The following is a 24,934-nucleotide window of genomic DNA, read 5'->3' on the forward strand; positions in this document are numbered from 1 at the left end:
TTTAGACACTATCACATCTTAAAAATACAGAATTGCCGTTATTTTTTCAATGTCTACCATAAATGATAAATTTTTGACTTTTTGTTTAGGATGCACTATATTAAATATATATGTTAATTATTCATTGACTTTATTACAGGGGAGACAAAAATGACATTTGATACACTGATTGAGAAACTTTCAATAGAGCATAACATTGAACTTCTATCCTGCAAGGATACAACCGATCTGCAGGATGTGTCCTTTATCGATTGCAGGCATCAGCCCGGACAAATTGAAACTCTATATTTTGGTTATGATAAACAATTGGAAAATCTATACTCCCTCCCCCATAACTGTATTCTTTCAAAAATGAATGAGTCGCTGCTGGAAAAGGGTAAAAATATGGCATTAGTTCCGGAAGAAGATCTCATCGGCGTCTTCAACGATGCAAAAATGCTTATAAAGGCAAATTCCGGAAGGGGAATTTTTGAAGAACTCACCGCTGTCGCCGAGAAAACCCGCAGTATTGAAGCAGTCATTGACGCTGCTTCAATACGTCTGGAAAATGCTCTGATTTTTTGTGACCGCAATTTTAAAATCATTGCAAGTTCAACAACCTACCCCGTTACCGATTCGGTATGGCTGGATAATACAAAGCATGGATACTGCTCCTATGAATTCATTAATGGGGTCAGAGAACTCAAACCGGTTAAAAATGCTTCCTTAACTACTGCAAGTATCGACGTTACATGTTCACTTTCACCATACCGTAAACTTAGCAGTAAAGTATTTCATAATCAGACCCAGGTTGGTTTTATACTAATGCTGGAAGGTGAAAAACAGATTTCACCTTTGCATTCCGATATGCTTAGCGTTATCAGCCATGTTATCAGCTATGTCATCGCATTTTATCTGCCAAATCTATTCGAGGATAAAAGTCCTTATCATGAGGTATTGTTTGATATGCTGATCGGAGCTCCTTCAAAGGAAATATCCCCCCGGCTGAAAGAACTGTCTTTTCCGGCCGAAATGCTTGTATTATTCATTCGTTCAACAAGGTATTTGGGGTCGGCCTATCTAAAGGATACCATAAGCAAACTTCTGACAGAAAGTATACCCGGAACCCACATGACGTATATTGACAAAGGAATAGCGGCGGTGATTCCCTGCAACGATGATCCCCAAAAGGCTGATGGCCTGGATGGCATAATCCGGGACTTAAGCAAATCCCGGCATCTCAGGATAGGAATCAGCAATCCCTTCAGAAATATTGAATATTTTTCAAGCTATTACATGCAGGCACATTCAGCACTGGAACTGGGACAGAAATTGAACTCCGGGCAGCTGGTCTGCCATTATTGCAATTATCAGATTTTTGACCTGTTTTCCGAAACAAAGCACCCTGAAGCTCTTGGCCGGTTTTGTCATCCTGCGCTAACTGTTCTCAGGCAAAATGACCAGGAAAACAACTCGGAATTGTATAAAACCCTTTGCGTCTTTATTGAAAATTCCTGCAGCATCAAGCTAACTGCCGAGTCACTTTTTATACATCGCAATTCTTTTGCATACCGCTTAAATAGGATCGTTGAATTATGTCATCTCGACTTTGCCGATACAAATACGCTTTTTCTGCTGAGGCTGTCTTTTCTTATTGACCGTTACAACGGGTTAAATACTTTCACTGAATGGGAATAACCTGGCTATTCTAATTGCTCAAATATTTATCAAACCGTTTTGTTGTATTAATTACCTCATTGAGAAAGTCTTTCGTTGTCTGAGCCTTTTCATAATTTTTCTCACTCATTGCCGAGGTTTCTTCCGAACTGGCCATTATTTGTTCAGTGGAAGCCGACAAATGGCCTATGTTGTCTACTATACGATTGTTTGACCCTGCTAAATCCGTTAACATATGATCAATTTCCGAAATATGATCTGTTAGGATACTGACATTGTCATTAATTTTCTCAAAATTGGCAGAAACACTTGTGATCAGACTTCCCTGTACCTCTGTTGACTGAATGGATTCTTTTACATTATCCGAGACTGTTCTTGCATTTTGGTTCAATTCACCAATTATCTTTGCTATATTTTCGGTAGACTGTCTTGTCTGCTCTGACAATTTTCTTATTTCATCCGCTACTACCGCAAATCCTTTACCGGCTTCCCCCGCTCTTGCACTTTCTATGGAAGCGTTCAGTGCCAATAAATTTGTCTGGCTTGAGATGTTAAAAATTATATCCGCAATATCGCGGACTTCATTTGTTTTTTCCTGCAATCGTTCCATGGAGTCTGCAACCAGGGAATTTGCACTTATGATTGTGACTGATTGCTCTTCCAGCTGATTCATAATATCCAATCCGCCTTTTACAGACTCAGAGGAGCTTTTGGCAATATCCACCACCTGTTCGGAGCGTTCCACCGTCTTATTGATGGACTGTTGAATGGATTGTGTCATTATATTCTGTTCCTGAATATTATATGCATTATCCTGTGCTGTTGATGAAATTTCATTAATGGCCGTATTGATGGTTTCTGCGGACTTACCCAGTTCATGTACCAATTCGCTGCTTTCAGCTGTCTTGTTTTGAACAATTTTTGCAATTTCAAGAATATCCTCCAGCATTTCTTCCTGCAAAGCCTGCTGGTCCTTAATGGCATGTATGGAATCATGTGAAAATCTTCCTCCGATGTCGGAGCATTTATATATGGTATGTAAAGTTAATAGTATAATGACTAATTCAAGATAATTCTGGGATGAATAATTTTTATATATAACAACTAATTGGGCCACATAAACAATATTTATAATTCCGCACACTATGCAAAAAATCCTGGAGAGCCGATTATCAAAAAACAATATGGCAGCACACAGGACTGGTATTGCACTTACCTTTACGAAGGTTGTTCCATAGGATAGCAGGAATATCCCATATACTACCATATAGCTTGTAATGCCTCCCCAGCCAAGTATATCACTTGTTGGTTTTTTGATATATACCGACCAATTTATGATAACCGCCAGACAACTTGCAGCTATAACGACAGTTCCCACAACAAAATTTATATTGCCTTTTATCAGATCAAAAGCAACAACACCCATGTACAATGTATAAAGCATTGTTGTTCCCAACGCCATAAACCAGTTGATCACCTTGTTTCTGGCAGATTTTTCATTATACTTTCTCTCATTTATCACCGTTTCTTTTGTATCCATAATCCTCTCCTTAAAAAATGCTTTTATCATATATCACACTAAATTATTATCGGCTGAAAACAGCCGCTTCATTATGATATAATATGTATATTTGCATAAAGCTTCCATAATAGTTATAGAATATACATTATTGTAATAACTAGCAATGTATATGATACATAATAAAATGCATTTTTTTTGTGCGCTGCATATAATGAGGTCATGGATGGCCAGGGTGTCCTTCAGGACACCCTGGCCTCGGCGTGAGACCGGTGATTTTTGAGCGAGAGAATTTGACTTGCGACAAGACGAAGACACGCAGAAAGGCTTTGTGCCTTGCAAGCGGCTTCAACGAAGCCGCAGGGCAAATTCACCACTCAAAAACGTATTGTACATTGTTAATTTTGTCAATAGAGGGTAAGATCTTTTGAATCTATGTTTTGATCCTTGGGAAGAGATATGTAAATGACAAAGCCTATCAGGAAAAGCGGTATGATTGCCAGCACACTATACCTTGCATTACCTGTAATTGTTGTAGTCAGGGACATTAAGGTCGGACCTACAATAGCCGCAAATTTACCAAAGATATTATAAAAGCCGAAAAACTCATTTGAATTTTCCTTTGGAACGATCCTGGCAAAATAAGATCTGCTTAAAGCCTGGATTCCGCCCTGGGCAGAGCCGATCATGGCACCCAGAATGAATATATGCCATACCGTCGATATGAAGAAAGCAGCTATACAGGAAATTATATATGTAAAAATACCTGCAATGATCATAGTTCTGGCCGAAAACCTTTTTGCCAGGTTACCATAGAGAATGGAAAATGGAAAAGCAATAATCTGAACAATGAGCAAAATTCCGAGCAGAGTAAAAGTATCAAGGGAATTCTCGCCTAAAACCGAAGTTGCATAGGGTACAACCATTTTTATTATGGTGTCTACACCATCTATATAAAAAAAGTATGCGATAAGGAATACGAATACGGTTTTGTGATTTCTAATATGTATAAATGTGTCCGCAAGCCTTTTAAAGCTGTTGATAACAGGCCTGGGTTCCGGTTCAATGTAATGCCTTTGCTTAACATCATTTATTATAGGTAAAGTAAGAAGTCCCCACCAAAGAGCCGTGATAATAAATCCAATCTGATACCCGGTTGCATTGTCCATTCCCATGAAGTATATCAATGCAAGGCTGATACCAAAGGGAATAACGCTGGAAATATATCCAAAGGCAAAGCCCCTTGTAGAAACCTTGTCCATCCTGTCATCACTTGAAACATCCACTAAAAATGAATCGTAAAAAATATTGGAGCCGGAAAAACCTATTGCTGACAGAACAAAGAAAAGTATTAAAAGCTGCCATTGTCCGCTTGACGGAGAAACAAAAGAAAGAGCAGCCGTAGAAATTATGCCGAGAAAAGCAAAAAATATGAAAAAGCGTTTTTTCTTGTCCTTATAATCTGCAATGGTACCCAGAATAGGACTTAGCACTGCCACCAGAATACTTGCGATTGAACTGAAATATCCAAGATCCATGCTGCTTTTCACATTATCAAACATGCCGAATACAATCGGAAGCAATGCCGTAGTGACGGCCATGGAATAAGCTGAATTCCCGCAATCATATAATATCCATGATTTTTCTTCCCGGCTTAATCTCATAAAAGTTTCTCCTGTAAATATTTTCACTGTAATTTTATCATAACCTTTTGCAGCCATTGGTAAAATTCTTGTTAAATAAGTAAACAGTATATTAAAGATTTGGATTTTCTTCTATGAATGAGAAAATGTTTTGATAATATTCCTTTCTTATTTCAAAATTTGCATTATATATTTCGTGCTTTGAATCAGGCATCATAACAAGCTTGGTATTTTTTGACCTATCAGCAAACCTTTTTTGTCCTCCCGGCCTGACAGTGGTGTCCCTGCCTGCCTGAAAAATCAGAACAGGAATCAAAACCCGCCCTGCATGCTTCTGCAGCTTTCTTACAGCCCTTAAGCCGGCCAGCAGCCAAGCACAGGAAGCGCCATAGGTACGGAAATTTTCATCCCTTACACGTTTTGCGAAAATGTAATCATATCTGGCTTCTGATAGGCAGCTGCTTGATTTAAAACAGGGAACACCGTCAAATGCGCCATGTCCCTTTACGTATTCTTCCTCCGAACCGGTTAACTTTTTGAATAACATCACAAGATATGCAATGGCTTCAGGTGTTTTTCCCAATTCTATTTCGAGCATGGGAGACGTTAATATGGCATGTGAAAAAATATCAGGATATTGTTCAAGAAATAAGGCAGCAATGGCCCCGCCCATTGAATGTGCATATAAAACCGTTTTATTATGTGTGCCGTCCTTTAATACGATTTGCCGGATAAAGCTGTATAGATCCAACACATATTCATCAAAGGAATGTATATAAACTTTATTTTTGTCGTTCAGCATTCTTTTTGAATATCCGTGTCCCCGGTGATCATGAATATACACTGAATATCCGGCCTGGAAGAAATAGAAGATTACTTCTTCAAACTTTTCGGTAAATTCACAAAATCCATGAGAAATAACAACCGCTGCTTTTTCCCTGGGATTGTGATAATATTTGTAGAAAATCTCCGCACCGTCAAAGCTGTGAAAGTAACCGCAGCTGCAGTTTTTTTCCAGTATCAGACGGACAATATTATCCATCTTTTCTATAAAGTCAATTTCCTCTAAAAACGTTATTTTATTGTTTTGGTTCTCAAAAATTTTTTTCATATTCGTCCACAACCTTACGTACAATATCAGGCAATCTGTAATCATGACATTCCATGAAACAATCCAGCTTTTTAAGCTTGCTGCAGGTTCACTTTTTCATTAATTCCTCCATTTTGATGTAAGGATTATGGTATCTTTTTTTACCCCTGGTTAATTTCATGTATTCGATTGCATTCCCCGGACAGTTATTGATACAGGCAAAACACTGCTGGCAGCGGTGATGCCAGTTCGGAGCCCCGTCCTTAAGCGTTATGTTATCTACCGGACAAACTCTTTTGCAAATCCCGCAGCCCGAACATGCACCGGTTGACTTGAATGTAATATCCATAATAGGAGTAAGGGGCCTGAGGAATTTGTTCAGGATACCTGTCCTGACAATACAGTCTTTCCTGGTGCCTTGATCTATTACCGGTGTTGCTCCGGATTTGATTACAGAGGCAATTTCGTCTACTCTCTTTTTTGAAGCTTCAAAAAGGTGTTGAATTTCTTCATCTTCAACAGTGAACTCTACAATAAAATTTGATGGTGTTTTAACGGAAAATCCGGCAGAGAGGTACAACCCTTTTGCTTTGAGCTTTCTGTCAAGTGATAATAGAGTTCCCGCAACCGTTCCGCCATTGACCGCGAGGGCGATGATGTATTTATTTTTCATTTGCTTCGAGAACTTTTTAATAAAATCGGAAACTATGCGCGGTAAACCAAACATATAAACGGGAAAGACTAACGCAATTGTGTCCGAGTCGGGTATGGAACCGGTTCTGATTGCGGCAGTCATTGGTATTAATTGAGCGTCTTCAAATTTGGCCGCCAGATCTTTTGAAATTTTCAGAGAATTACCTGTTCCTGTGAAATAGTAAATACCTATACTCATGTTTTTCCTCCTAACCTTTCCATACTTGAGATTTCTACCATATCAATCAATCATGCTTATTTACGATTGTAGCTATTAGTTTTATCAGCATTTCCCTGTCCTTATCGTTATCCAGTTTTGATAAAATTCCATACCAGACCTGTCTTTCCGCTTTTTCATGTTCGGCATTGAGCTTGATACCTTCTTCGGTGAGTTTTAATCCAAATGAACGTCTGTTTTTTTTGCTCACTGTGCGGGTTATGAGATTTTTTTGTTCCAGCCTGTCGATGACACTTGTTAGCGTGCTGCCAGGTATTGACAGGGATTCACTGACTTCCTTGATTACAATATCGGGGTTTAAATGAACAAACTGGATAATGGTGAGTTCATTACTAGTGATACCCTGCGGATATATGGCACTCATACCTGTCTGGTATTCTTTATAATGCTTCAGTATTTCATGGACAAGAGAAACAAGCTGATCAATGTACTCCTGTTTAATTTCATTCATAATATTCCTCCAAATGGTACCTGCCCGGAATAACTTCGATATCGAATATATACTATATTGTACATATAAAAATCAGCAATGTCAACGCATACATCTGAAAATAAAAAAACCAGGACAAAAATGACAATTTTGTCCTGGTTTTTTCTATTTGCTTAAACCTACCTGTTGTACAGATTATAAATAATAACTGCGGCTTCGGCCCTTGTTGCCGTTCTCTTCGGATTTATTGTATTGCCGCTGCCTTTTATAATTTCTGCTTTAATTAAAGCTGCAACATCCTTTAATGCGTAACCGCTTATCTGCGCCGAATCAGAATAGCCTTTCAGCTCCGAACCGGCGGCATCTGCCAACGGTTTACCGGCTTTATCCATTGCTCTTGCCGCAAGGACCATCATGTCCTCCCTGGATATCTTTGCATTTGGATTGAAGTTATTGTTGCCAACCCCTGCTGTAATTCCAAGAGCCTTAGCTGTCGCCAGAGCTTCTGCATAATATGCACCCGGGCTTACATCTGCAAAATTGTCCTGTGTTTTTGCAGATAACCCCAGAGCCTTGACAAGCAATACTATGAAGTCTGCCCGCCTGATATCGGCAGAAGGGCTGAAGGTTGTTTCAGAGGTACCGTTAATAACACCCTTGGATGCCATAACCTCTATTGCCCTGCTTGCCCATGAGTATTCACCAATGTCTGTAAAGCTCTTCCTGACATATGCCACTGCATAGCTGCCGGAGTGTGTTGTTTTAAATGTTACATTGCCGGTTTCGGAATCATACCTGCCCGTTGGTACCGCTGATATCTTTCCTGCCCCATCTATGTACCACACGACTATGTGCTCCGGATCGGCAAGTTCGGCTGCCGTGGGTGTATATGGTATCTCCATGATTACAGGCGCTTCCGGATCGTTCCAGGCTATACTGCTGCCGTTTATATTGATCTTGAGCTCTACTGCAGGTCTCTTGCCTATTTGTGACTTTACTGCCGTGTCAAGCACACCTGTATCTGTTTTTGCTATGATGAGACTTACACTCTGTGCCCCTGCTGCATCTGACCGGGTGAGCATGTTTCCGGGTACTGTGACCTTACCCAGCTCTGTTGTTATTTCAATTTTCTTTGATGCATTTTCCGATGTCAGAGCTGCTGCCGGAAGGACCGTTTCATATGCGCTGGCCCCTTCTGCCTTCGGTACATTAATTATTGCCGTATCATAGGTTTTGAGAGCTTTTGCCAATGCCTCGGCATCAATGGTAGTTGTGGCTACGCCTGCGCTGTTCACTGCAGGTGCGGATACCTGAACTGTACCCGGTGCATTTTCTACAGGCAGTGCGGGCGGTGGTGTCACCGGTGTTCCGGATGAACTGCCCCCGCCGGAATTGCTTCCGCCGGTATTACCTCCGCCAGAATTACCTCCGTCGGGATTGCTGCCGCCATCACTTTGTCCGCTTCTGACAGTTACAGAACATGCAGCCGTCTTACCGCCGTCCTCTGTTGTTACGGTTATTACCGCTGTTCCCGCACCCACGGCAGTTACCATACCGTTGGCGTCAACAGCTGCAACATTGGAATTGCTGCTTGACCAGGTTACGTTCTTGTTTACCGCACTGGAAGGTGATACTGTAGCTGTCAGCTGGCCGCTGTCTCCTACAGCCATATACATGGATAACGTGTTGAGTTTAACACCAGTTACTCTTTCGGTCTCCAAAAGTTGTTCATACTGCGTTTCTGCGGCTGTCAGCACTTCATAGTTATCCACCAATGCCTTCTGATCATCATTCAGCTTATTATAAGCAGCCCTTGCAGCATCGATATCTCCCTTGCTTTGCAAGGTAACCACGCCTATTGCATTAATCAATGCCTTTACTGTTTCCACTTCGGCATCGATAACTCTTATTTCCTGCTCATACACAAGCTCCGGATTAGCAACACTGACACCTCTTACAACTGCGGTTCCTACGCCGATTGCCCTTATCAGACCTTCGTTGTTTACAAGAATTACACGTTCATCACTGGAGGTCCAGTGAATGTTCTTTATTGATGCGTTATCCGGTGCAATTACAGCATCAAACTGCGCAGAGGTTCCTTTTTCGATAATGGCTGCGCCGCCTTGCACCTCAAGACTGGAAACCGGTATGGGAGCACCGTTGTAATCTGTTACCGTCACATCACAACTGGCATTAACACTGTCATCGGCTGCAGAATACGCCATAATTATTGCCGAGCCCGTTGTTATACCGGTAACAACGCCTTTATTTGATACTGTGGCTATTTGAGGGTCTGAGCTGACAAATGCAATACTTCCCTCATTTAAATAAGGCGGATCTGTAATAACATCAGCCGTTTTCTTATGGTTTCGCAAAACAGTGAGTTTATCAGAAGCAAATGAAATCGCACTAACTGTTGTTTGTTCCAGACTTCCATATACTTCAAACTCATACAGGGAGTATCCATAGGTGGAACCTCGCTTAATACCCTGCATACGGACATATCTTCCCTGTGCCGGCTCATCAAGTGCATACCGCTTCCATCCGGCCGAACCGTTTTTCTCAGATACTACATTATTAATATTACTAATGTCATTGTACACCTGAATGTCATACTCTTTACCGTAAGCTGATTCCCACAGCAAATTTATCTGATAGATATTACACGGAGCACCCAGATCAACAGTATACCACTGACTATCTGTTCTGGCAGACGCCCAGCGCGTTGATGTATTTCCGTCTATGGCAGCTTTCGGATCACTGTTGGAGGAGTCATTTCCATTTGTTGTGGCTGTTTTCCCAAGCGCAAGATTTTGAAGTACAACTCCGTCCGGCCCGCTTTGTGCTTTAAACGAGAGAACGCGGAACTCGTAAAGCGAATATGCGGCAGGTGCCATGGTACCGCTCAATCTCACATACCGGTATTTTTGTACTTGATCAAATTCAATCCATACATTACCACCCTTACCGTTCGACTCGGTATAAAGATCCACCCAGTCCGTGCCGTTCAAAGAACCCTGGACCACATACTGAGTTGCATATTGCTGCCAGTTGAGCTCAATTGCTCCAAACTCCCTGGGCAATCCCAAATCAACCTGCAGCCATTGAGCATTCCCTACGCTGGATTCCCACCTGGAAAGGTAATCACCATCTGTTGCCTTATTCGCAGGGTAAGCGCTGCCGGCAGAGCTTGCAGTGGTAATTGCGTTAAGTGCAAGGTTTTGTGAAGTACGGACATTGATATCTGCACTTACATTTGTCCCGGTTCCCAGTACCGTAGCTGTCAGAACCGCTGCTCCCAGCCCTTCTGCCTGCAGTACCCCTGTCGAGGAATTTACTCTGGCAACATCCTTGTCTGAAATGGTATATATTATTTCGCCTGTGGCATTCATTGGTGCCAATTTGACTGCCGGGGCCAGATTATACTTCATAACCGCTTCAAGCTGCTTATCCTTAAACATAATCTTTTCAATGGGTGCGATTTCATGAATATAGGATAAGTTCAGGTCGGCAATAGCAATTGAATCGGCTTCACCGCTTATTGTAAGCAACAGATATTTAGTACCGCCCTCCAGTTCAGGAATGTTGTAAACCACTTTATTGTAGTCCCCATAATCGCCCGGGTCAATCTCCTGGCTGGAATCAACCGGCACAAAGCTAATCCCGTCTTTGGATGACTTAATCGAGACAGTACCGCCGTTTACTTTGGCAATAAAAGCAGTAAGCCTGGCATTTTGCATATTGGTATAACTATAAAGCATCGTTGCATTTCCGGAGCCGCTTTTTATCAGAATATCCTTATCGCCGCCGAATTTAACACCATCTCCCGTCATATAGGCCGCATCACCTTTTACCTCATATGCCCTGGAATCATCCAGCATGGTATCCATTACCACACGGTCGGAAGTCCAGGCATAATTTATTTTCAGCTTGGAAAGCTGTGGTGCGTAAACCTTGGTATTGTTGGAAACAGCAATCTTGATATATCTTATGGAACTGTCCAATTCCTCTGAATTGGTATACACAACTTTACTCCATTTATCTTTGGTTACGGTGCCGTCTTTTGTTGCAGGGATTGAAACCCAGTTCTTGTTATCCGCCGAACCATAGATTTGCAGTATGGTGTTGTCACCCGCATTGGCTAAACCATAATCATATGTGGTCAGTTCAAAGTCTTTTGGCGACGGAGTATAATAGGTTACAAACTCCTCACGCCGTACATCGGTTTTATCAGCATCATTTCTTTTAATTCTGGTGGTATCTCCATTATAATAAGTATCCGCATTTGAGGAGTCGGTCGCCCATCCCCCTGAATAGCTGACCGTTTTGGAAAAATCCTCGAATTCTTCGATCAGGGTACGAATATCTCCTATGGTATAGGATCTTTCCTGTGACAGGCTGCCCTCGCCTGAATCATTAATGGCTTTAACTGCAAAATAATAAGTCGTATTTGCATCCAGCCCTTTGATTTCTGCTGTTGTCCCGGAAGTAACCAGTGATTCCGGATAATTTCCGCTTTCGGTGCCATAAACCAGTTTATATCCGGTTGCCCTTAATGCGTCGGTATATTTAACACTTAGTGTGTTATCACTCAATGCCATGTTTGTAATTGCTGTTTCTCCCGGCACCTCAAGCTTCCTGAAAGAAAACTCAGCTTCTATCGGATTCCCGAAAGAATTGCTGATATCCAGCTCAAGCCTGATTGACGGAGAAGTTTGAATAACCTTAATCCGGCTGTCTTTGGAAATAACCCCCACAGCTGCCCTGTTAATATCCACGGTAATTGTACCGGAACTGCTCCTTGCCGTATCTGAAAGAGCAAAACTGAGTTTGTTATCATCTTCTTTTATCATGATAGAAGAAGCTTTATCAACTGAAAGATAATCTTCTACCCCCATTGCATCAATGGCTTGATCACCGTCTTTCCAAAAATTTACGCCAAGGGTGTGGAGGGTTTTTTCATATACGGCATGTACATCATTATCCTGACGAATTATTTCGGTATCACTGGAACTTGCATAGTTTTCGACCTGCGCTTCGGTCTTTCCGGGCAACAGAACATATGCATAGCTGTCATTTACCGGCTTTGAACCATGATCGATCCACATCGTAAGGTAATTGGCTGATTGAACACTGTCATCCACATTATAAGAACCCAGGTCGGTCCACTTTCCCGTACGGGTTTCACGGACTGCGCCGATTCTGGTCTCCTTCGGAAAATAAACACCAATATTGGAGCCTTTGGCGTTTCCTTCTATCAACGCCCACCTGGCATTATCGATTTTGCCATTCCACCCAAGTACGTCGGGCTGTCTTTCCCCATTGACGATCAGAGCGTTATCACCAGTGATATAATGGTTGTCAATGGTCGTTTCCACATTTTTATCCTGTGCGGAAGTAATGTCTGTGCCCAAAGCCACAACCTCGTCATCAAACATGAACCACGATTTTTTTGCACTCACTTTTGTGCTGCCGGATGAAATTTCCAGACCGGCAGTGCTGTAAGTACCGTTAAGAGTTGTGCTTCCCGCAAAGGCGTTTGAATTTGTATGGCTGCCCACAGTAGTACCGTTAACGGCAGTTACTCCGGGAAGGCGATACCAGTTAAGCGTTGGTTTTTGATAGGTAAACTGTCCGACATCAGGCGTGTAAATATAAGTCTCACCAAGACCTGTGTACCAGCCCTTCGTATTGCTGTCGCCCACCTCATAGGTTGTGATATCCCTGCTGTACATGGAAAGCCCAAAAGTGAACTTATCTGTAGTATGAACCGTTCTTACACCTTTTCCAAAGGTATAGCTTTTTCCTGCATTTGAAACCGGTTTGATTGAATCATCCTTAAGGATTTCCAGTGTTTTGGAGAGATTATATACGGGGAACATATACCATGCAACACCGGCACCTTCATTTAAAGTGTGTATTGCATTTTCATTATTCATCCATTCCTTTATCATTCCCTTAAGTCTCTTCCCCTCATTCTCAGATACCGATTCGGAGAACAGCAGAACATCAAGGCTGATGGTAATGCCTGCATAGGCATCAGTAGTATCGGTACGGGTGATTTCACGTCCCCTTACCATATCCATGAAGACACCATTATACATAAAAGGTATATAGCTTTTTTCCACAATGGTACTCATATTATCTCTTTCGGGGCCGGTAATTTCCCATGGAGAATTATCAAGCATATAAATGAAATGGCTGATATCCGAAAATGCTTCCTTGCCATAGCCGCCATTATAAACAACATTTCCATGCTGCATGAATGTGCCGTCCTCATAGTAGCCGTCACCGCTTTTAACATACCCCATGTAGGAAGGAACATCTTTTTGTACATATGTAAGGGTTGCACTGTCCTTAAGAAGAATAGCCGAATACATACGGACACGGTCTCTCCACAGAGCATTTGCACCCACATACATGTAAGAGTCTCCTCCGGTTTTAGTCGTAGCCTTAAGAGCCGTTGCTGCATAAGCCTGAATCTGGTCTGCCGGCAGATAATCATACATAAGCAGAATTGTCTCAAGAAGATAAATGGGTCCGCCTATCTCCCAGGTAAACCAATTCCCATAAGCATTAGTATCTACTCCTACTTTATAATGATTTTTATAAATATAATCAAGTCCACGGAGTATCTCAACTTTCAACTTTTCATTCTGATAAAGTTCACAGCCTTTGGTCTGAAAAGCTAAAGCCATAAACTTAAGACTTCGGATAGAAAACTGGGTATTATTCGAATCGCTATATGCAGAACCGCGATTACCAAGTATATATTCTTTCCAAAGGTAATCATTAGCCCCCCAACCCGGTGTAGGACTGGGATTGATCCTGTCAAGGAGGTCCTGGGCTACATTATTTATAGCGTGAAGCAGCTCCTGCATATTCGGGTCCTTAGGATCATAATCTCCACCCATGGCTATATACTGCCATTTTTCCCGCAGTTTATCAAAATCATCGGCTGTTTCCCCTTCCGCAGAAACAGTCATACTGTCCAAAGCTATGGTTAGCAGCATTACAAGAACCAAAACAATACTCAATATACGTTTTTGTTTCATAGCTACTCTCCTTTCATAAAATATTTTCAAGTGAAAAATTAGTTTACATATTTGCAATGTTTGATGGGATGTCACAGACTACTGCCTTTAGATGTACAAATTTAAGGATAATTAAAAAAATTTTGAAAGGATTAAAAGGATTATAGGTAATTTTTTGATTAAAAAAATTACCTAATCCTTTTATTACATTTATTTTTAATTATTTAACATCGGCTTTAGTGATTACAGAAACACCGGTATCAGTTACAGCTCCGCCCAGGCTCTTGCCCTGGAGAGCATCTACTGCCGCTTTAACTCCCTTTTCGCCCATTACGTCGGGATTTTGAGCCATAGTTGCCAGTAAGAATCCATCTTTTATTAATGAAAGAATGGTATCAGATTTGTCAAAGCCTACACCGATTACTTCTCCGCCTGCTTCCTGTATAGCATTGCCGGCACCTACCGTAGAACCTTCATTCGCTCCGAAGATACCTACAACTCCTGATGTTATGTAATTAGCCGCAATATCTTTTGACTTGGCTGCATCTCCTTCACCATACTGGGTTGCAAGAATTTCAAAATTTGACCCTTCAAAAGCTGAACGGAAGCCTGTTTCGCGGGCCACACAAGATGCTGTTGCTGCGTTAACATTTATAATACCGATTTTTCCGGAAGTCTTACCCGCAGCTTCCAAGGCTTTTTTCATCTGTTCGCCAGCAGTTTTTCCGGCTGCTGTGTTATCTGTGGCAAATGTTGCTTCGCCATCGAATTTTGCTGCAGAGTCAACATAGACAATTTTAACACCTGCGGCCTGTGCTTCTTTTAAAGCTGCTGTAACTGCATCCGGACCATTTGCTGCCAGAAGAATGGCATCAGCCTTGTCTGCTACCGCGTTATTAATACATTCGATTTGCTTTGCATCATCTTTAACATCGGGTGCCGACCACTTGTAATCCACATTTCCGAGCTCGGCTGCTGCTTTTTTAGCTCCGGCATCGACGTTAACCCAATATTGATCCATTTGGTCCATTGTGATTAAGTACACTTTGAAATTCTTATCTGCGGCCGGTGCTGACGTTGATGCACCTGATGCTGAAACTCCTGATGCCGATGTGTCGGCAGCTTTATCCGACGAACCTCCGCATCCTGCCAGCATTGTTCCTACCATTGCTGCACATAACAGTGCGCCAAGTAACCTTTTTTTCATTTCTAGCCCTCCTTTAAATTATAAAAACATTATTCTATGAATTAAGCTTTTAGCTTAAATCCAACCTTACCGCTGCTTTCATTTTTCCTTTTAGGCTTTCCGGAACGGACCACAACATCAAGCAATACAGAGACAACTACGATAATACCGATTACAATATTCCTGATAGCCACCGGTGCTCCGGCAAATTGCAAACCATTCTGCAAAACGCCCCATATGGCGGCACCAATTATTGTTCCAAGCAGAATACCCTGTCCGCCAAGCGTACTGACTCCGCCTATTACTGATGCGGCAACTGCGTACATTTCGTACATATTACCTGCATCCATAGTCCCCATACCGGATGTAGCACAAATAATCAAACCGACTACCGCTGCACAAAATGAACTTACCAGATAAGCCTTTACCGTAGTTCCTACTATGCTGACACCGGATAATTTTGATGCTTCAATGTTGCTGCCGACGGCATATATGTGACGGCCGGTACGCGTTCTGCTAAGCAAAAAGTTAAATACCGCCCATAGAATGATAGCAATCCAGATTGTGTTGTAAAGACCAAGGGTTTTACCATAATAAAATATATCACGGAAAGTTTTTGCTCCCTCTCCAATGGAGTCGGTATTGTAGTTGTTATTTACAATCTGAGCTATACCCCTAGAAATTGTCATAGTACCCAAGGTTGCAATAAACGGTGGCAATTTACATTTTGCAACCAGCTCACCATTAATAAAGCCCACAGACAAACAGCAAAGTATTGTAATAACCACGGCCACCCAGGGATTTACCCCCTTTGTCATCAGGGTAGCTGAAATCATACAGCTCATACCCACAACAGATCCGATTGACAAGTCGATATTTCCTGTAATAAGTACAAAGGATTGACCAATTCCTATCAAAACAATGGGAGCAATTTGCCTTAATAAGTTGCCTATGTTTTTTGAGGATGCAAAAGTAGGATTTAAAAAGCCAAAAACGATAAAAAGCACCGCTAATCCCACTGTCACTGTCAGTACCTGACCCATACCTCTTATGGACATAATTTTCTTGAAATAACTTTGTTTTAATTCCCTTCCCATTTTCCCATCTCCTCTGAGCACTATTATTTAAGCCTTAACAGCATCAATTTTTTTATCAAATTTAGTTGCATACATTAGAATTGAATCTTGTGTAGCTTCATTTGTCGGCATTTCGCCTGTTACCTTTCCGTCGCACATTACAATGATTCTATCTGAAATCCCCATAACTTCCGGCATTTCAGATGAGACAAACAATACGCCGATTCCCTGCTCTTTCAGTTCATTCATCAAGTTATATATTTCTACTTTTGCAGCAACATCAATACCTCTGGTAGGCTCATCAAATATTACAACCCGGGAATTTCTTGCGAGCCACTTTGCAACTACTACTTTTTGCTGATTTCCGCCTGAAAGACTGCCGGCATCAACTTCAGTCGTCGGAAGTTTGATTTTTAAATCGCTGACAGCTTTCTCCGACATGCTTTTTTCTTTTTTTCTGTCTACAATGCTCAGTGCATTACATAAGATATCTAAATTGGGGAGACTTATATTATCCCTGACGCTGAGTTTTGTACACAAACCATCTTTTTTCCTGTCTTCAGGCGCAAGGACGATACCCGCCTGAATAGCATCCAGGGGTTTATTTATTGTAATTGTTTTGCCATCCAGGATAATCTCACCGGATTCCTTCGGGTCTATGCCAAAAATTGCCCTTGTGGTTTCTGTTCTGCCGGCTCCCATCAATCCTGCGATTCCTACAATTTCACCTTCATACAGGTCAAAATTTATATTTCTCACCATTTTACCCGCATTGAGATTTTTAACCTCAAGGATTTTTTTTGCCTTTTTTGCATTGTACCCTGGGGAATTTCTCTTTTATTTCACGTCCAACCATATTAGCGATAATTTCTTCAAGGGTCGTAGAGGCATAATCCATACTTTTAATAAATTGTCCATCCCGCAATATGGTAACTCTGTCTACAATATGTTCCAGCTCTTCAAGGCGGTGAGAAATATATACAATTCCGCAGCCTTCCGATCTTATTTTCCTGATAATCAAAAATAAATCATCTATCTCTTTAGAGGTGAGTGCACTGGTCGGCTCATCCATAATCAGCACTTTTGCATTTGTTGAAAGTGCTTTTGCAATTTCCACCATTTGCTGTTTTGATACTGCCAGATCTCCAACTATTGTGTCGGGACTGATATCAATATTTAAATTGTCCAATATTTTTTTGGCCTGTCTTTCCATTTCTCTGTTAGACAAAACTCCTGATTTTGTTATTTCTCTTCCAAGAAAAATGTTCTCTGCAACCGACAGGTGTGCGCACATATTTAACTCCTGGTGAATAATGGCAACACCTAATTCCTGTGCCTTCTTCGGATTCATTTCATCTATTTCACGTCCAAAGATTTTCATGGTACCTGAGTCTTTTATGTAAACACCGCTGAGAATTTTCATCAAGGTTGACTTTCCGGCCCCGTTTTCACCAAGTAATGCAAGTATTTCGCCCGCTTTCAGATTAAAGCTTACATTATCAAGAGCTAAAACGCCTGGAAACCTTTTAGATACTCCGCTTAATTCAACGATATAATCATCCATCTGTTTCACCTTTCTTATCTATTTCAGAAATGCCTTTTTGATATGAAATGTTGTTTACAGGATGAGTATAACACCCCTAACAATGTAATTGTAGGGGCGTTTGTTTGGAATAGGTGGGGCATTCTTTGGGTATTGACCGCCGGTTATAATTTGATTTAATGAATTGATTTTTATTATTCCTTTATGATAGGTAATGTAATCTCTACATCTGTTCCGACATTTTGAGTAGAATAAATGTAAATACCATATTTCTCACCAAATATAAGCTTAATCCGGTTATTTACATTTATAATTGCTATTCCGCCCTTTTTCTCTTTTTTCGACTCCATATCATCCAGGGAATTTGTTAAGAGTTTATTATTGAGTTTATCCAGAGCTTCTTTTTCAATGCCCATTCCATCATCTGAAATTCTGATAATAAGTCTGTCTGCGGTATAGTCTATATGTATCCTCAAATTACCTTTTCCTATTTTCCGTTCAATACCGTGGTAAATGGAATTTTCAACAATGGGCTGTAAAATCAGCTTTGGAAGTTTTAAGTTCAGAATGGACAAATCATCGCCATCATCGTCATACTCTATACTTAAGCTCAATTTATCTCCGAAACGGAATTGCTGAATAATATAATAATTTTCAATATTCGATAATTCATCTTCCAAGGTCACTAAATGATCTACATTTGATATGGTGTACCGGAAAAAGGTAGCCAGGGCTTCAGTCATGGATGCAACCCCGTCCATTCCTGCACATAAGGCCTCGCTGCGGATTCCCTCCAATGTATTATATAAAAAATGGGGATTAATTTGGTTTTGTAAGGCCAGATACTGGGCCTGTTTTTTAGATACGTTCAAAAGTGCGGATTTATCAAGACGATCAGATAATAATTCCAGCACCTTGCTTACAGTTTTGCTGATTTTAATATCCTGCTCAAAAAAATCATCTACAAAATATCCTTCAGTATATAATTGCAATAATTTTTCCATTTGACGGTACCGGAGGTAAACTGATATATACCCTATATAAACTATCAGGAAAAAAGCCAGGACAATCAGAACTAAGACAACTTTATAAGAGGGAATGGTAGTGGCAGCAAAACCTATAAGTGCCAACAACAGGATAATAAACATCAGTATCATCCATACCCATTTTTTTATGTTATCCAGTAAAAAATTTCTATCTTTATTCATACAGTAACCTTTTAGGAATATATTTTTCTATATTCATTTGGTTTTAAATTTGTATACTTCGCAAAACCTTTTGAAAAATGTTTTGTATCATTATAGCCAACCTCTTCACAAATTGTAGCAACATTCAAATTTGATTCCTTTAAAAGTTCTTTGGCCCTTTCCATACGCACACTTGTTAAATATTCCGAAAACGTCGTGTTTGTTTCTTTTTTAAACAGGGAACTGAAATACGTGGCGTTGAACCCTACATAATCACTGACTATTTCCAGTGAAATCGGCTCTTTATAATGATCTTTGATATATTGTTTTGCCTCACGGATTGGTTTGCTGTCTTCCTGCTGCTTGTCGGCAATTACCTGGTTAAATGATTTTATAATTGTTCTGGAAAGTGTCGCAAAGACCTCCTCCATGGAACCGCAATTTTCTATATTCAAACTGAATGTATCAAAAAAGTCATCTGAATTTCTGATTACAAATTTATTTTGTCTCAAGTGAAACAAATACAAATTCATGGCTTCTTTTGCCATTTGAATAACTTCATGACCGGTAGTCGATTCTTTATTCTTCAAACTTGTTTCCAAAAAAACAAATGACTCTCTCAGCTGATTTTCCTCCAACCTTTCAAGCGCCTCAATTAATTTCCTGTTAAACTCATTGAATGTGGAGCTGTCAGCCAATTCATTTGAAGACACCTCCGCACCTTCCACCACTTTATTAACACCAAGTATGAGCCTTTGCTCTATTGCCCACACTGCCGTCTTCATTGAAGAAAAAATGCCGCGCACCGAGTCTTTTGGAATACCTGCACCTATTGTAATCTTAAGATCTTCTATAATATCTTTTTGCAATAGGAGTTCATCCAATAAGGCTTTCAGCGACCGCCTGACGGCTTTCCTGCTGTCTTCACTGCAATTGAGGACAATATAGCACAAATTATTTTCAAAAATACTTTCAATGTCATAGCAATATTCATCGACTTTTTTATGAATGGACTGTAATACTTTGTCCCGAATATATTCCATATTGTTTTGAGAGCATGTATCTACACCATCGATTTTAATGAGCACAACCTGAAAAAAACCATCACAAAAGTTGTAATGATACTTTTCATTAATACTTTCAATACTCATTTTCCCTTCGGCAGAGGCTCTTTTGAATAATATATCGGTAAAAAAACCGCTGCGTATCCGATCTAAATTGTCTTTTATTGAAATACGGTATTGTTCTTCATTGGATAATTTTTTTGTACGTTTTAAATACTCCTCCCGCAATCTGGAGAGAGTATCAATTAATTCCGATTTTTTAATGGGTTTAAGGAGATAATCCCTTACCCCGTATTTAATAGCATTTTGTGCATATTCAAAGTGGCGGTATCCACTGATTATAATAAAATCCAAATCTTCACTTATTTCCTTGGCACGCCGGATCATATCAAGGCCATCATAACCCGGCATGCGGATATCGGTAATTACCAGGTCAGGTTTGTATTTTTCAATGGACTGCAGCGCTTCAATACCGTTATGTACAATCGAAACCACTTCCATATCCAGCTTTTCCCAGTCTACTAATTTGTAGATAAGCTGACAAACTTTATCTTCATCATCTGCAATAATAAGTTTCATACTACACCTTTCTTTTTGCATACATATGGACCCGATCAGGGAAAGATACTGCAATGGTTGTTAATACCCAGCAATAAATAATATAATAACAATATAACTTAAAACAAATGATTTTAAAAGTTTATTTAATCACTTTTTATGTAAACATGTAATTTTTTAATAGACCATTAACATCGGCAGTAAGCATTTAATTTTTCAAATTTTTGCTTATTTGCTGCCAGCTCACTCTGTCTTAAACTTATCCAGTTCACTGTTCAGAACTATTGAGAGGCTCTCCAGATCGCCGGCATTGTTTGACAGTTCTTCTGCTGATGCAAATTGTTCTTGGGTACTTGCGGAAATCATCTCTGTTGTGGCAGCCGCTTCCTCTGCGACCGCAGAAATACTCTCCATTGATTCCAAAACCTTACCCTTTGATTCCACTATGCTTGCAACAGATTTTTCTGTTCTTGTTATATCCTTTAAAACTATTTCTATAGAACCGAATACCAGGTTAAATAATTCTTCGGTTTCCTTAACAGCCATTTTTTGCTCATTGACGGCAATATCGGAATTTTTGACCTGTTCGACAGTAACATTGGTTTTATGTTCAATAGAAGCAATAATGTTATTTATGCTGCCGGTAAACTCTTTTGATTTATCTGCCAGCTTCCTGACCTCATTTGCCACCACGGCAAACCCTTTTCCCGATTCACCTGCACGGGCGGCTTCAATGGCTGCATTCAATGACAAAAGATTTATCTGCTCTGAAATTGAGTTCATAATCTTAAGTATTTTTTGTATCTCCTGCATACTTTTACTCAAATCATAAATATTTGTCGAAACTTTATTGGTGGTATCACTTACCTGGGTTGACTTTAAATTAAGAGTATCAATGGTTTTTAACACATCTGTATTCAAGTTTTTAATTTTATTGGCCAGAACCATTACTTTAGCTATGTCATTTTCAACAAGTGTAATACCCTCAGATAGCTGCTCCATATTACCGACGCTGTCATTTATTTCGGCAGCCTGATCCGCTGCACCCCTGGCTATCTGTTCGGCTGTCAAAGCCACCTGCTCCGAGGCGTTATATGTGGATTTTGAAGCAATTGAAATCTTGTTCGCCACGCTCAGAACACATTGCGTGGAATTTCTGACATTTGCTATAAGTGAGTTTATATTCAAGAGCATATCATTATAATTGCGGCATACATCTGCTATTTCATCTTTTTCATAATCCTGGCTTTGGTCTGTCAAATCACCGGCTTTTGCTTTTTTCATTATCCGGACTAATTTATTCAAAGGTTGGGATACACTCCGGGCAATAACAATGCACAATGCAAATGCGATTATGACACATATAAACCCGATAATGGAAATATTTGTTCTAAGCTTGTTTGCAGCACTGTTTAAATAATAATATGGGATAATTGAAATAACAAACAACTGTTTATCTTTATTTATTTGAGAATACGTAACCAGCCCGGTGCTGCCTCCAATATTCAAATCCAGGTTACCGGCTTCCAATCCGGTTGAGCCTTCTTTAATATTCTTCATAATGTTATCTGCAATTAATTTTGATACTTCTGTGGCTTTGCCTGTGGGATATTCTTCAACTGATCTTGATGCTATTATCCTTCCGTTGTTATCTGCAACGAATATGGGGAAAGCCTTTTCAGTCTTTGGATCCTTTCCGATGTCCAATTTTTCAAATGCACCGGCAAGATAATTGTTTTTTGGAATTAAAACCATTTTCGCCAAAACGTTTTGTTTATCCGTAATAGAAGCAATATTTTGCTGTATACCGTAATAAGAAGTTATACCGGAATTTGAGGGATCAGCTTTGAAATCGGACCACTCAAGCTGCTTTAAGTCTTTTTTGGATATTGCCCCTATATCAGGAGACACACTTGCAGTATTGTAAGCTTCTACCTGTGTAAAGCCGTTTCCATGAAATATTCCACAATAAGCTATATCATTTGAAGCTGCAAATTTGATTGATAAGAAGCTTTTCAGCGTTCGAGACTGGTCCAGTTGTATAAATTTATCCCCTGCCCTATATTTGCTCAGTGCATCCTGAACAGCAGCGTTCAAGCCTATATCCAGAAAATAATCTTCCATCCTTTTTATCTCATTGTTCAGTATAACACTTGTCTGACCCATAACCTGTAAAGAGTCTGTTCTCACTCTTTCATTCATTGTATTAGTTGAGCTGCTATATGAATATATGCTTGTGATCAATAACATTGCTATTAACAATAGAACAAAAGACGCTATTAATCTGGTTTGTATTTTAAATTTTCTTAGAAGTATAGATCTGCTCTCAAATCCAGATGTCTCTTTTTCAAATAATGAAGTAATCGATTGCTTGATTTTAGATCCTACAGGCATTACTTTCATTAAATCTCCCCCAAATATTTCACCGTTCTTATCCGTTTTACAATACTTTATGAGATGTTTACAAAATGAGTATAACACCCCTAAATTTGTAATTATAGGGGTGTTTGTTTGGAATAGGGGGGATGTTCTTTGGGTATTAATCGCTGATTCTGATTTGACTGAAGGTATCCGGAAAGTATTCTTCCTTGATTGTACCTTCTTCCAAAAGCAATAGCCTGTCGGCTACATACAGGCTGTCAGAAATACTTACAGCAAGTATAACAACTGCAATTCCCTTGCGTTTTAAAATTCTAATCAAATGAATGATATGACTTCTTACATACATATCCGCATTGGAAAAAGGCTGGACAACGAAAACAATTTTTGGGTTTAACAAATGAACTCTGTAGTAAATTAAATTGTAAAGTGATTTTTTATCCAGCTCCCTTAAATCATTTGCATATACTTCATTACCTAATTCTTTATAATATTCAAGCTGGATGCTCCTTTTAACTTTTTCGGTGATATTGCTTCTATTGGTTTTTTTATCCAGCAGAAAGCAAAAATTATTAATATAACTCATATCATAAAAAAGCATTGAGCTTAATGCATCTTCTCCGATAACCACTATTTCACTTCCAAAATACCTGTACATTTTCTTAGGGTTTAATATCTTATGTCCCAGTTCAATGACTCCTGATGCCAGCTCCTGCTCACCGCTCAAAAAATTAACAGTATCCAGCTGCAGTTTACTGCTTTTGTCATACAATACGATACACTCTCCGGCTTGAATTGAAAATGAAACCTTATTCAAGTAGCTTGTGCTTATATTGTGAAAATATATTGTATCCTTCTTATCCTTGTTTTTAATGGCTGGCTGGGTATCTTTTAATGAGATGGTGTACGGTAATATTTTTTCATCCGACATTTCCTTTTTATCCAACACTTTAATTATTCTTCCGTCTTGCATTAATACTGCTCTATCACATATGGGAAAAATTTCTTCATGATGATTTCCAATATATATTATGGAATAATTCTTTTTTGCCATTTTGATTAGCAGTTTTTTAAAGTTCTGAAAATCATCGGCACTTAAAATATTGCTCAAGTCATTGACTATAATAAGCTTTACCCCTTGTATTACTGCTTTTAATACTTCTGCCACACATCTTTCATATTCCGTTAAATCCATGCAAACGGCTTTGGGCTCCAAGGTTACTTCCAACTCTTTCAGTAATTGGTTTAACTGTATTCCTAAAACTTTTTCGCTGATGATGTACTTTTTGAAGCCTTTCCTAAGTACAAATACATTATCTGTTACAGTTAAGTCATTTATCAGCTTGCTCTCCTGATCGATCACATATACCTTATTATCAGATCCGTCACTATAATGATAACTGTTTACTAAAACATTGGAAAAATAAATCCGCCCGAACTTTATCGGCGTATTTTTACATATAAGATTGACCAACACATCTTTTCCATAGTCATTCACTCCAATCAGGCCCAGTATCTCCCCCTGGAACATATGAATATTGAAATTATCAAGATTAGTCATATTCGGATCTTCACTTATAACATTTTCCATTCGAAGTATTTCTTTTTTCATACTGTTATTCCTTAGCCCATTTAATT

13 protein-coding genes and 1 pseudogene are annotated in these 24,934 nt (G+C 39.7%); 1 reads left to right on the forward strand and 13 read right to left on the reverse strand.

Going from position 1 to position 24,934, the window contains the following annotated elements:
- Positions 1-150 precede the first annotated feature (150 nt).
- A complete protein-coding gene (locus CTER_RS07740) occupies positions 151-1,677 on the forward strand; it encodes a PucR family transcriptional regulator (protein WP_004624752.1) in 1,527 nt (508 codons plus the stop codon).
- A 10-nt stretch (positions 1,678-1,687) separates the two neighbouring features.
- Here CTER_RS07740 and CTER_RS07745 read toward each other — a convergent pair whose 3' ends face one another.
- The 13 genes and pseudogenes from CTER_RS07745 to CTER_RS07805 form a co-directional block, all read right to left on the reverse strand.
- The gene (locus CTER_RS07745) at positions 1,688-3,196 is read right to left on the reverse strand and encodes a methyl-accepting chemotaxis protein (protein WP_004624875.1); all 1,509 of its coding nucleotides are present in this window, start codon (positions 3,194-3,196) and stop codon (positions 1,688-1,690) included.
- 386 nt (positions 3,197-3,582) lie between these two features.
- Positions 3,583-4,839, reverse strand: coding sequence for an MFS transporter (locus CTER_RS07750; RefSeq protein ID WP_004624837.1), 1,257 nt, complete (start codon positions 4,837-4,839; stop codon positions 3,583-3,585).
- 91 nt (positions 4,840-4,930) lie between these two features.
- The gene (locus CTER_RS07755; RefSeq protein ID WP_004624952.1) at positions 4,931-5,929 is read right to left on the reverse strand and encodes an alpha/beta fold hydrolase; all 999 of its coding nucleotides are present in this window, start codon (positions 5,927-5,929) and stop codon (positions 4,931-4,933) included.
- Between the two features lie 88 nt (positions 5,930-6,017).
- Positions 6,018-6,800, reverse strand: coding sequence for an EFR1 family ferrodoxin (locus CTER_RS07760; protein ID WP_004625086.1), 783 nt, complete (start codon positions 6,798-6,800; stop codon positions 6,018-6,020).
- A 46-nt stretch (positions 6,801-6,846) separates the two neighbouring features.
- Entirely contained in the window at positions 6,847-7,290 is a 444-nt protein-coding gene (locus CTER_RS07765; protein WP_004624814.1) for a MarR family winged helix-turn-helix transcriptional regulator, read from the reverse strand.
- Between the two features lie 158 nt (positions 7,291-7,448).
- On the reverse strand, positions 7,449-14,324 hold the full coding sequence (locus tag CTER_RS07770; protein ID WP_004625004.1) for a polysaccharide lyase family 8 super-sandwich domain-containing protein: 6,876 nt from the start codon (positions 14,322-14,324) through the stop codon (positions 7,449-7,451).
- 199 nt (positions 14,325-14,523) lie between these two features.
- On the reverse strand, positions 14,524-15,510 hold the full coding sequence (locus CTER_RS07775; RefSeq protein WP_004624868.1) for a substrate-binding domain-containing protein: 987 nt from the start codon (positions 15,508-15,510) through the stop codon (positions 14,524-14,526).
- Between the two features lie 41 nt (positions 15,511-15,551).
- The gene (locus CTER_RS07780; protein WP_004624934.1) at positions 15,552-16,586 is read right to left on the reverse strand and encodes an ABC transporter permease; all 1,035 of its coding nucleotides are present in this window, start codon (positions 16,584-16,586) and stop codon (positions 15,552-15,554) included.
- Positions 16,587-16,613: 27 nt separating this feature from the next.
- A pseudogene (locus tag CTER_RS07785) lies at positions 16,614-18,129 on the reverse strand (sugar ABC transporter ATP-binding protein).
- Between the two features lie 173 nt (positions 18,130-18,302).
- Positions 18,303-19,316, reverse strand: a complete 1,014-nt coding sequence (locus CTER_RS07790) for a sensor histidine kinase (protein ID WP_004624827.1) — start codon at positions 19,314-19,316, stop codon at positions 18,303-18,305.
- An 11-nt stretch (positions 19,317-19,327) separates the two neighbouring features.
- Positions 19,328-20,938, reverse strand: a complete 1,611-nt coding sequence (locus tag CTER_RS07795) for a response regulator (protein ID WP_004624939.1) — start codon at positions 20,936-20,938, stop codon at positions 19,328-19,330.
- Positions 20,939-21,160: 222 nt separating this feature from the next.
- Positions 21,161-23,320 carry a methyl-accepting chemotaxis protein gene (locus CTER_RS07800; protein WP_004624811.1) on the reverse strand — a complete coding sequence of 720 codons (2,160 nt, stop codon included), beginning with the start codon at positions 23,318-23,320 and terminating at the stop codon, positions 21,161-21,163.
- A gap of 136 nt (positions 23,321-23,456) precedes the next feature.
- Positions 23,457-24,908 carry an ATP-binding cassette domain-containing protein gene (locus tag CTER_RS07805; protein ID WP_004625066.1) on the reverse strand — a complete coding sequence of 484 codons (1,452 nt, stop codon included), beginning with the start codon at positions 24,906-24,908 and terminating at the stop codon, positions 23,457-23,459.
- Positions 24,909-24,934 lie beyond the last annotated feature (26 nt).

The sequence above is a fragment of the Ruminiclostridium cellobioparum subsp. termitidis CT1112 genome (genome assembly GCF_000350485.1).
Taxonomy (GTDB): domain Bacteria; phylum Bacillota; class Clostridia; order Acetivibrionales; family DSM-1351; genus Ruminiclostridium; species Ruminiclostridium termitidis.

Coding starts and splice junctions, on each gene's coding strand:
- CTER_RS07740 (WP_004624752.1), top strand. CDS start 151: ATGACATTTGATACACTGATTGAGAAACTTTCAATAGAGCATAACATT.
- CTER_RS07745 (WP_004624875.1), bottom strand. CDS start 3,196: ATGGATACAAAAGAAACGGTGATAAATGAGAGAAAGTATAATGAAAAA.
- CTER_RS07750 (WP_004624837.1), bottom strand. CDS start 4,839: ATGAGATTAAGCCGGGAAGAAAAATCATGGATATTATATGATTGCGGG.
- CTER_RS07755 (WP_004624952.1), bottom strand. CDS start 5,929: ATGAAAAAAATTTTTGAGAACCAAAACAATAAAATAACGTTTTTAGAG.
- CTER_RS07760 (WP_004625086.1), bottom strand. CDS start 6,800: ATGAGTATAGGTATTTACTATTTCACAGGAACAGGTAATTCTCTGAAA.
- CTER_RS07765 (WP_004624814.1), bottom strand. CDS start 7,290: ATGAATGAAATTAAACAGGAGTACATTGATCAGCTTGTTTCTCTTGTC.
- CTER_RS07770 (WP_004625004.1), bottom strand. CDS start 14,324: ATGAAACAAAAACGTATATTGAGTATTGTTTTGGTTCTTGTAATGCTG.
- CTER_RS07775 (WP_004624868.1), bottom strand. CDS start 15,510: ATGAAAAAAAGGTTACTTGGCGCACTGTTATGTGCAGCAATGGTAGGA.
- CTER_RS07780 (WP_004624934.1), bottom strand. CDS start 16,586: ATGGGAAGGGAATTAAAACAAAGTTATTTCAAGAAAATTATGTCCATA.
- CTER_RS07790 (WP_004624827.1), bottom strand. CDS start 19,316: ATGAATAAAGATAGAAATTTTTTACTGGATAACATAAAAAAATGGGTA.
- CTER_RS07795 (WP_004624939.1), bottom strand. CDS start 20,938: ATGAAACTTATTATTGCAGATGATGAAGATAAAGTTTGTCAGCTTATC.
- CTER_RS07800 (WP_004624811.1), bottom strand. CDS start 23,320: ATGAAAGTAATGCCTGTAGGATCTAAAATCAAGCAATCGATTACTTCA.
- CTER_RS07805 (WP_004625066.1), bottom strand. CDS start 24,908: ATGAAAAAAGAAATACTTCGAATGGAAAATGTTATAAGTGAAGATCCG.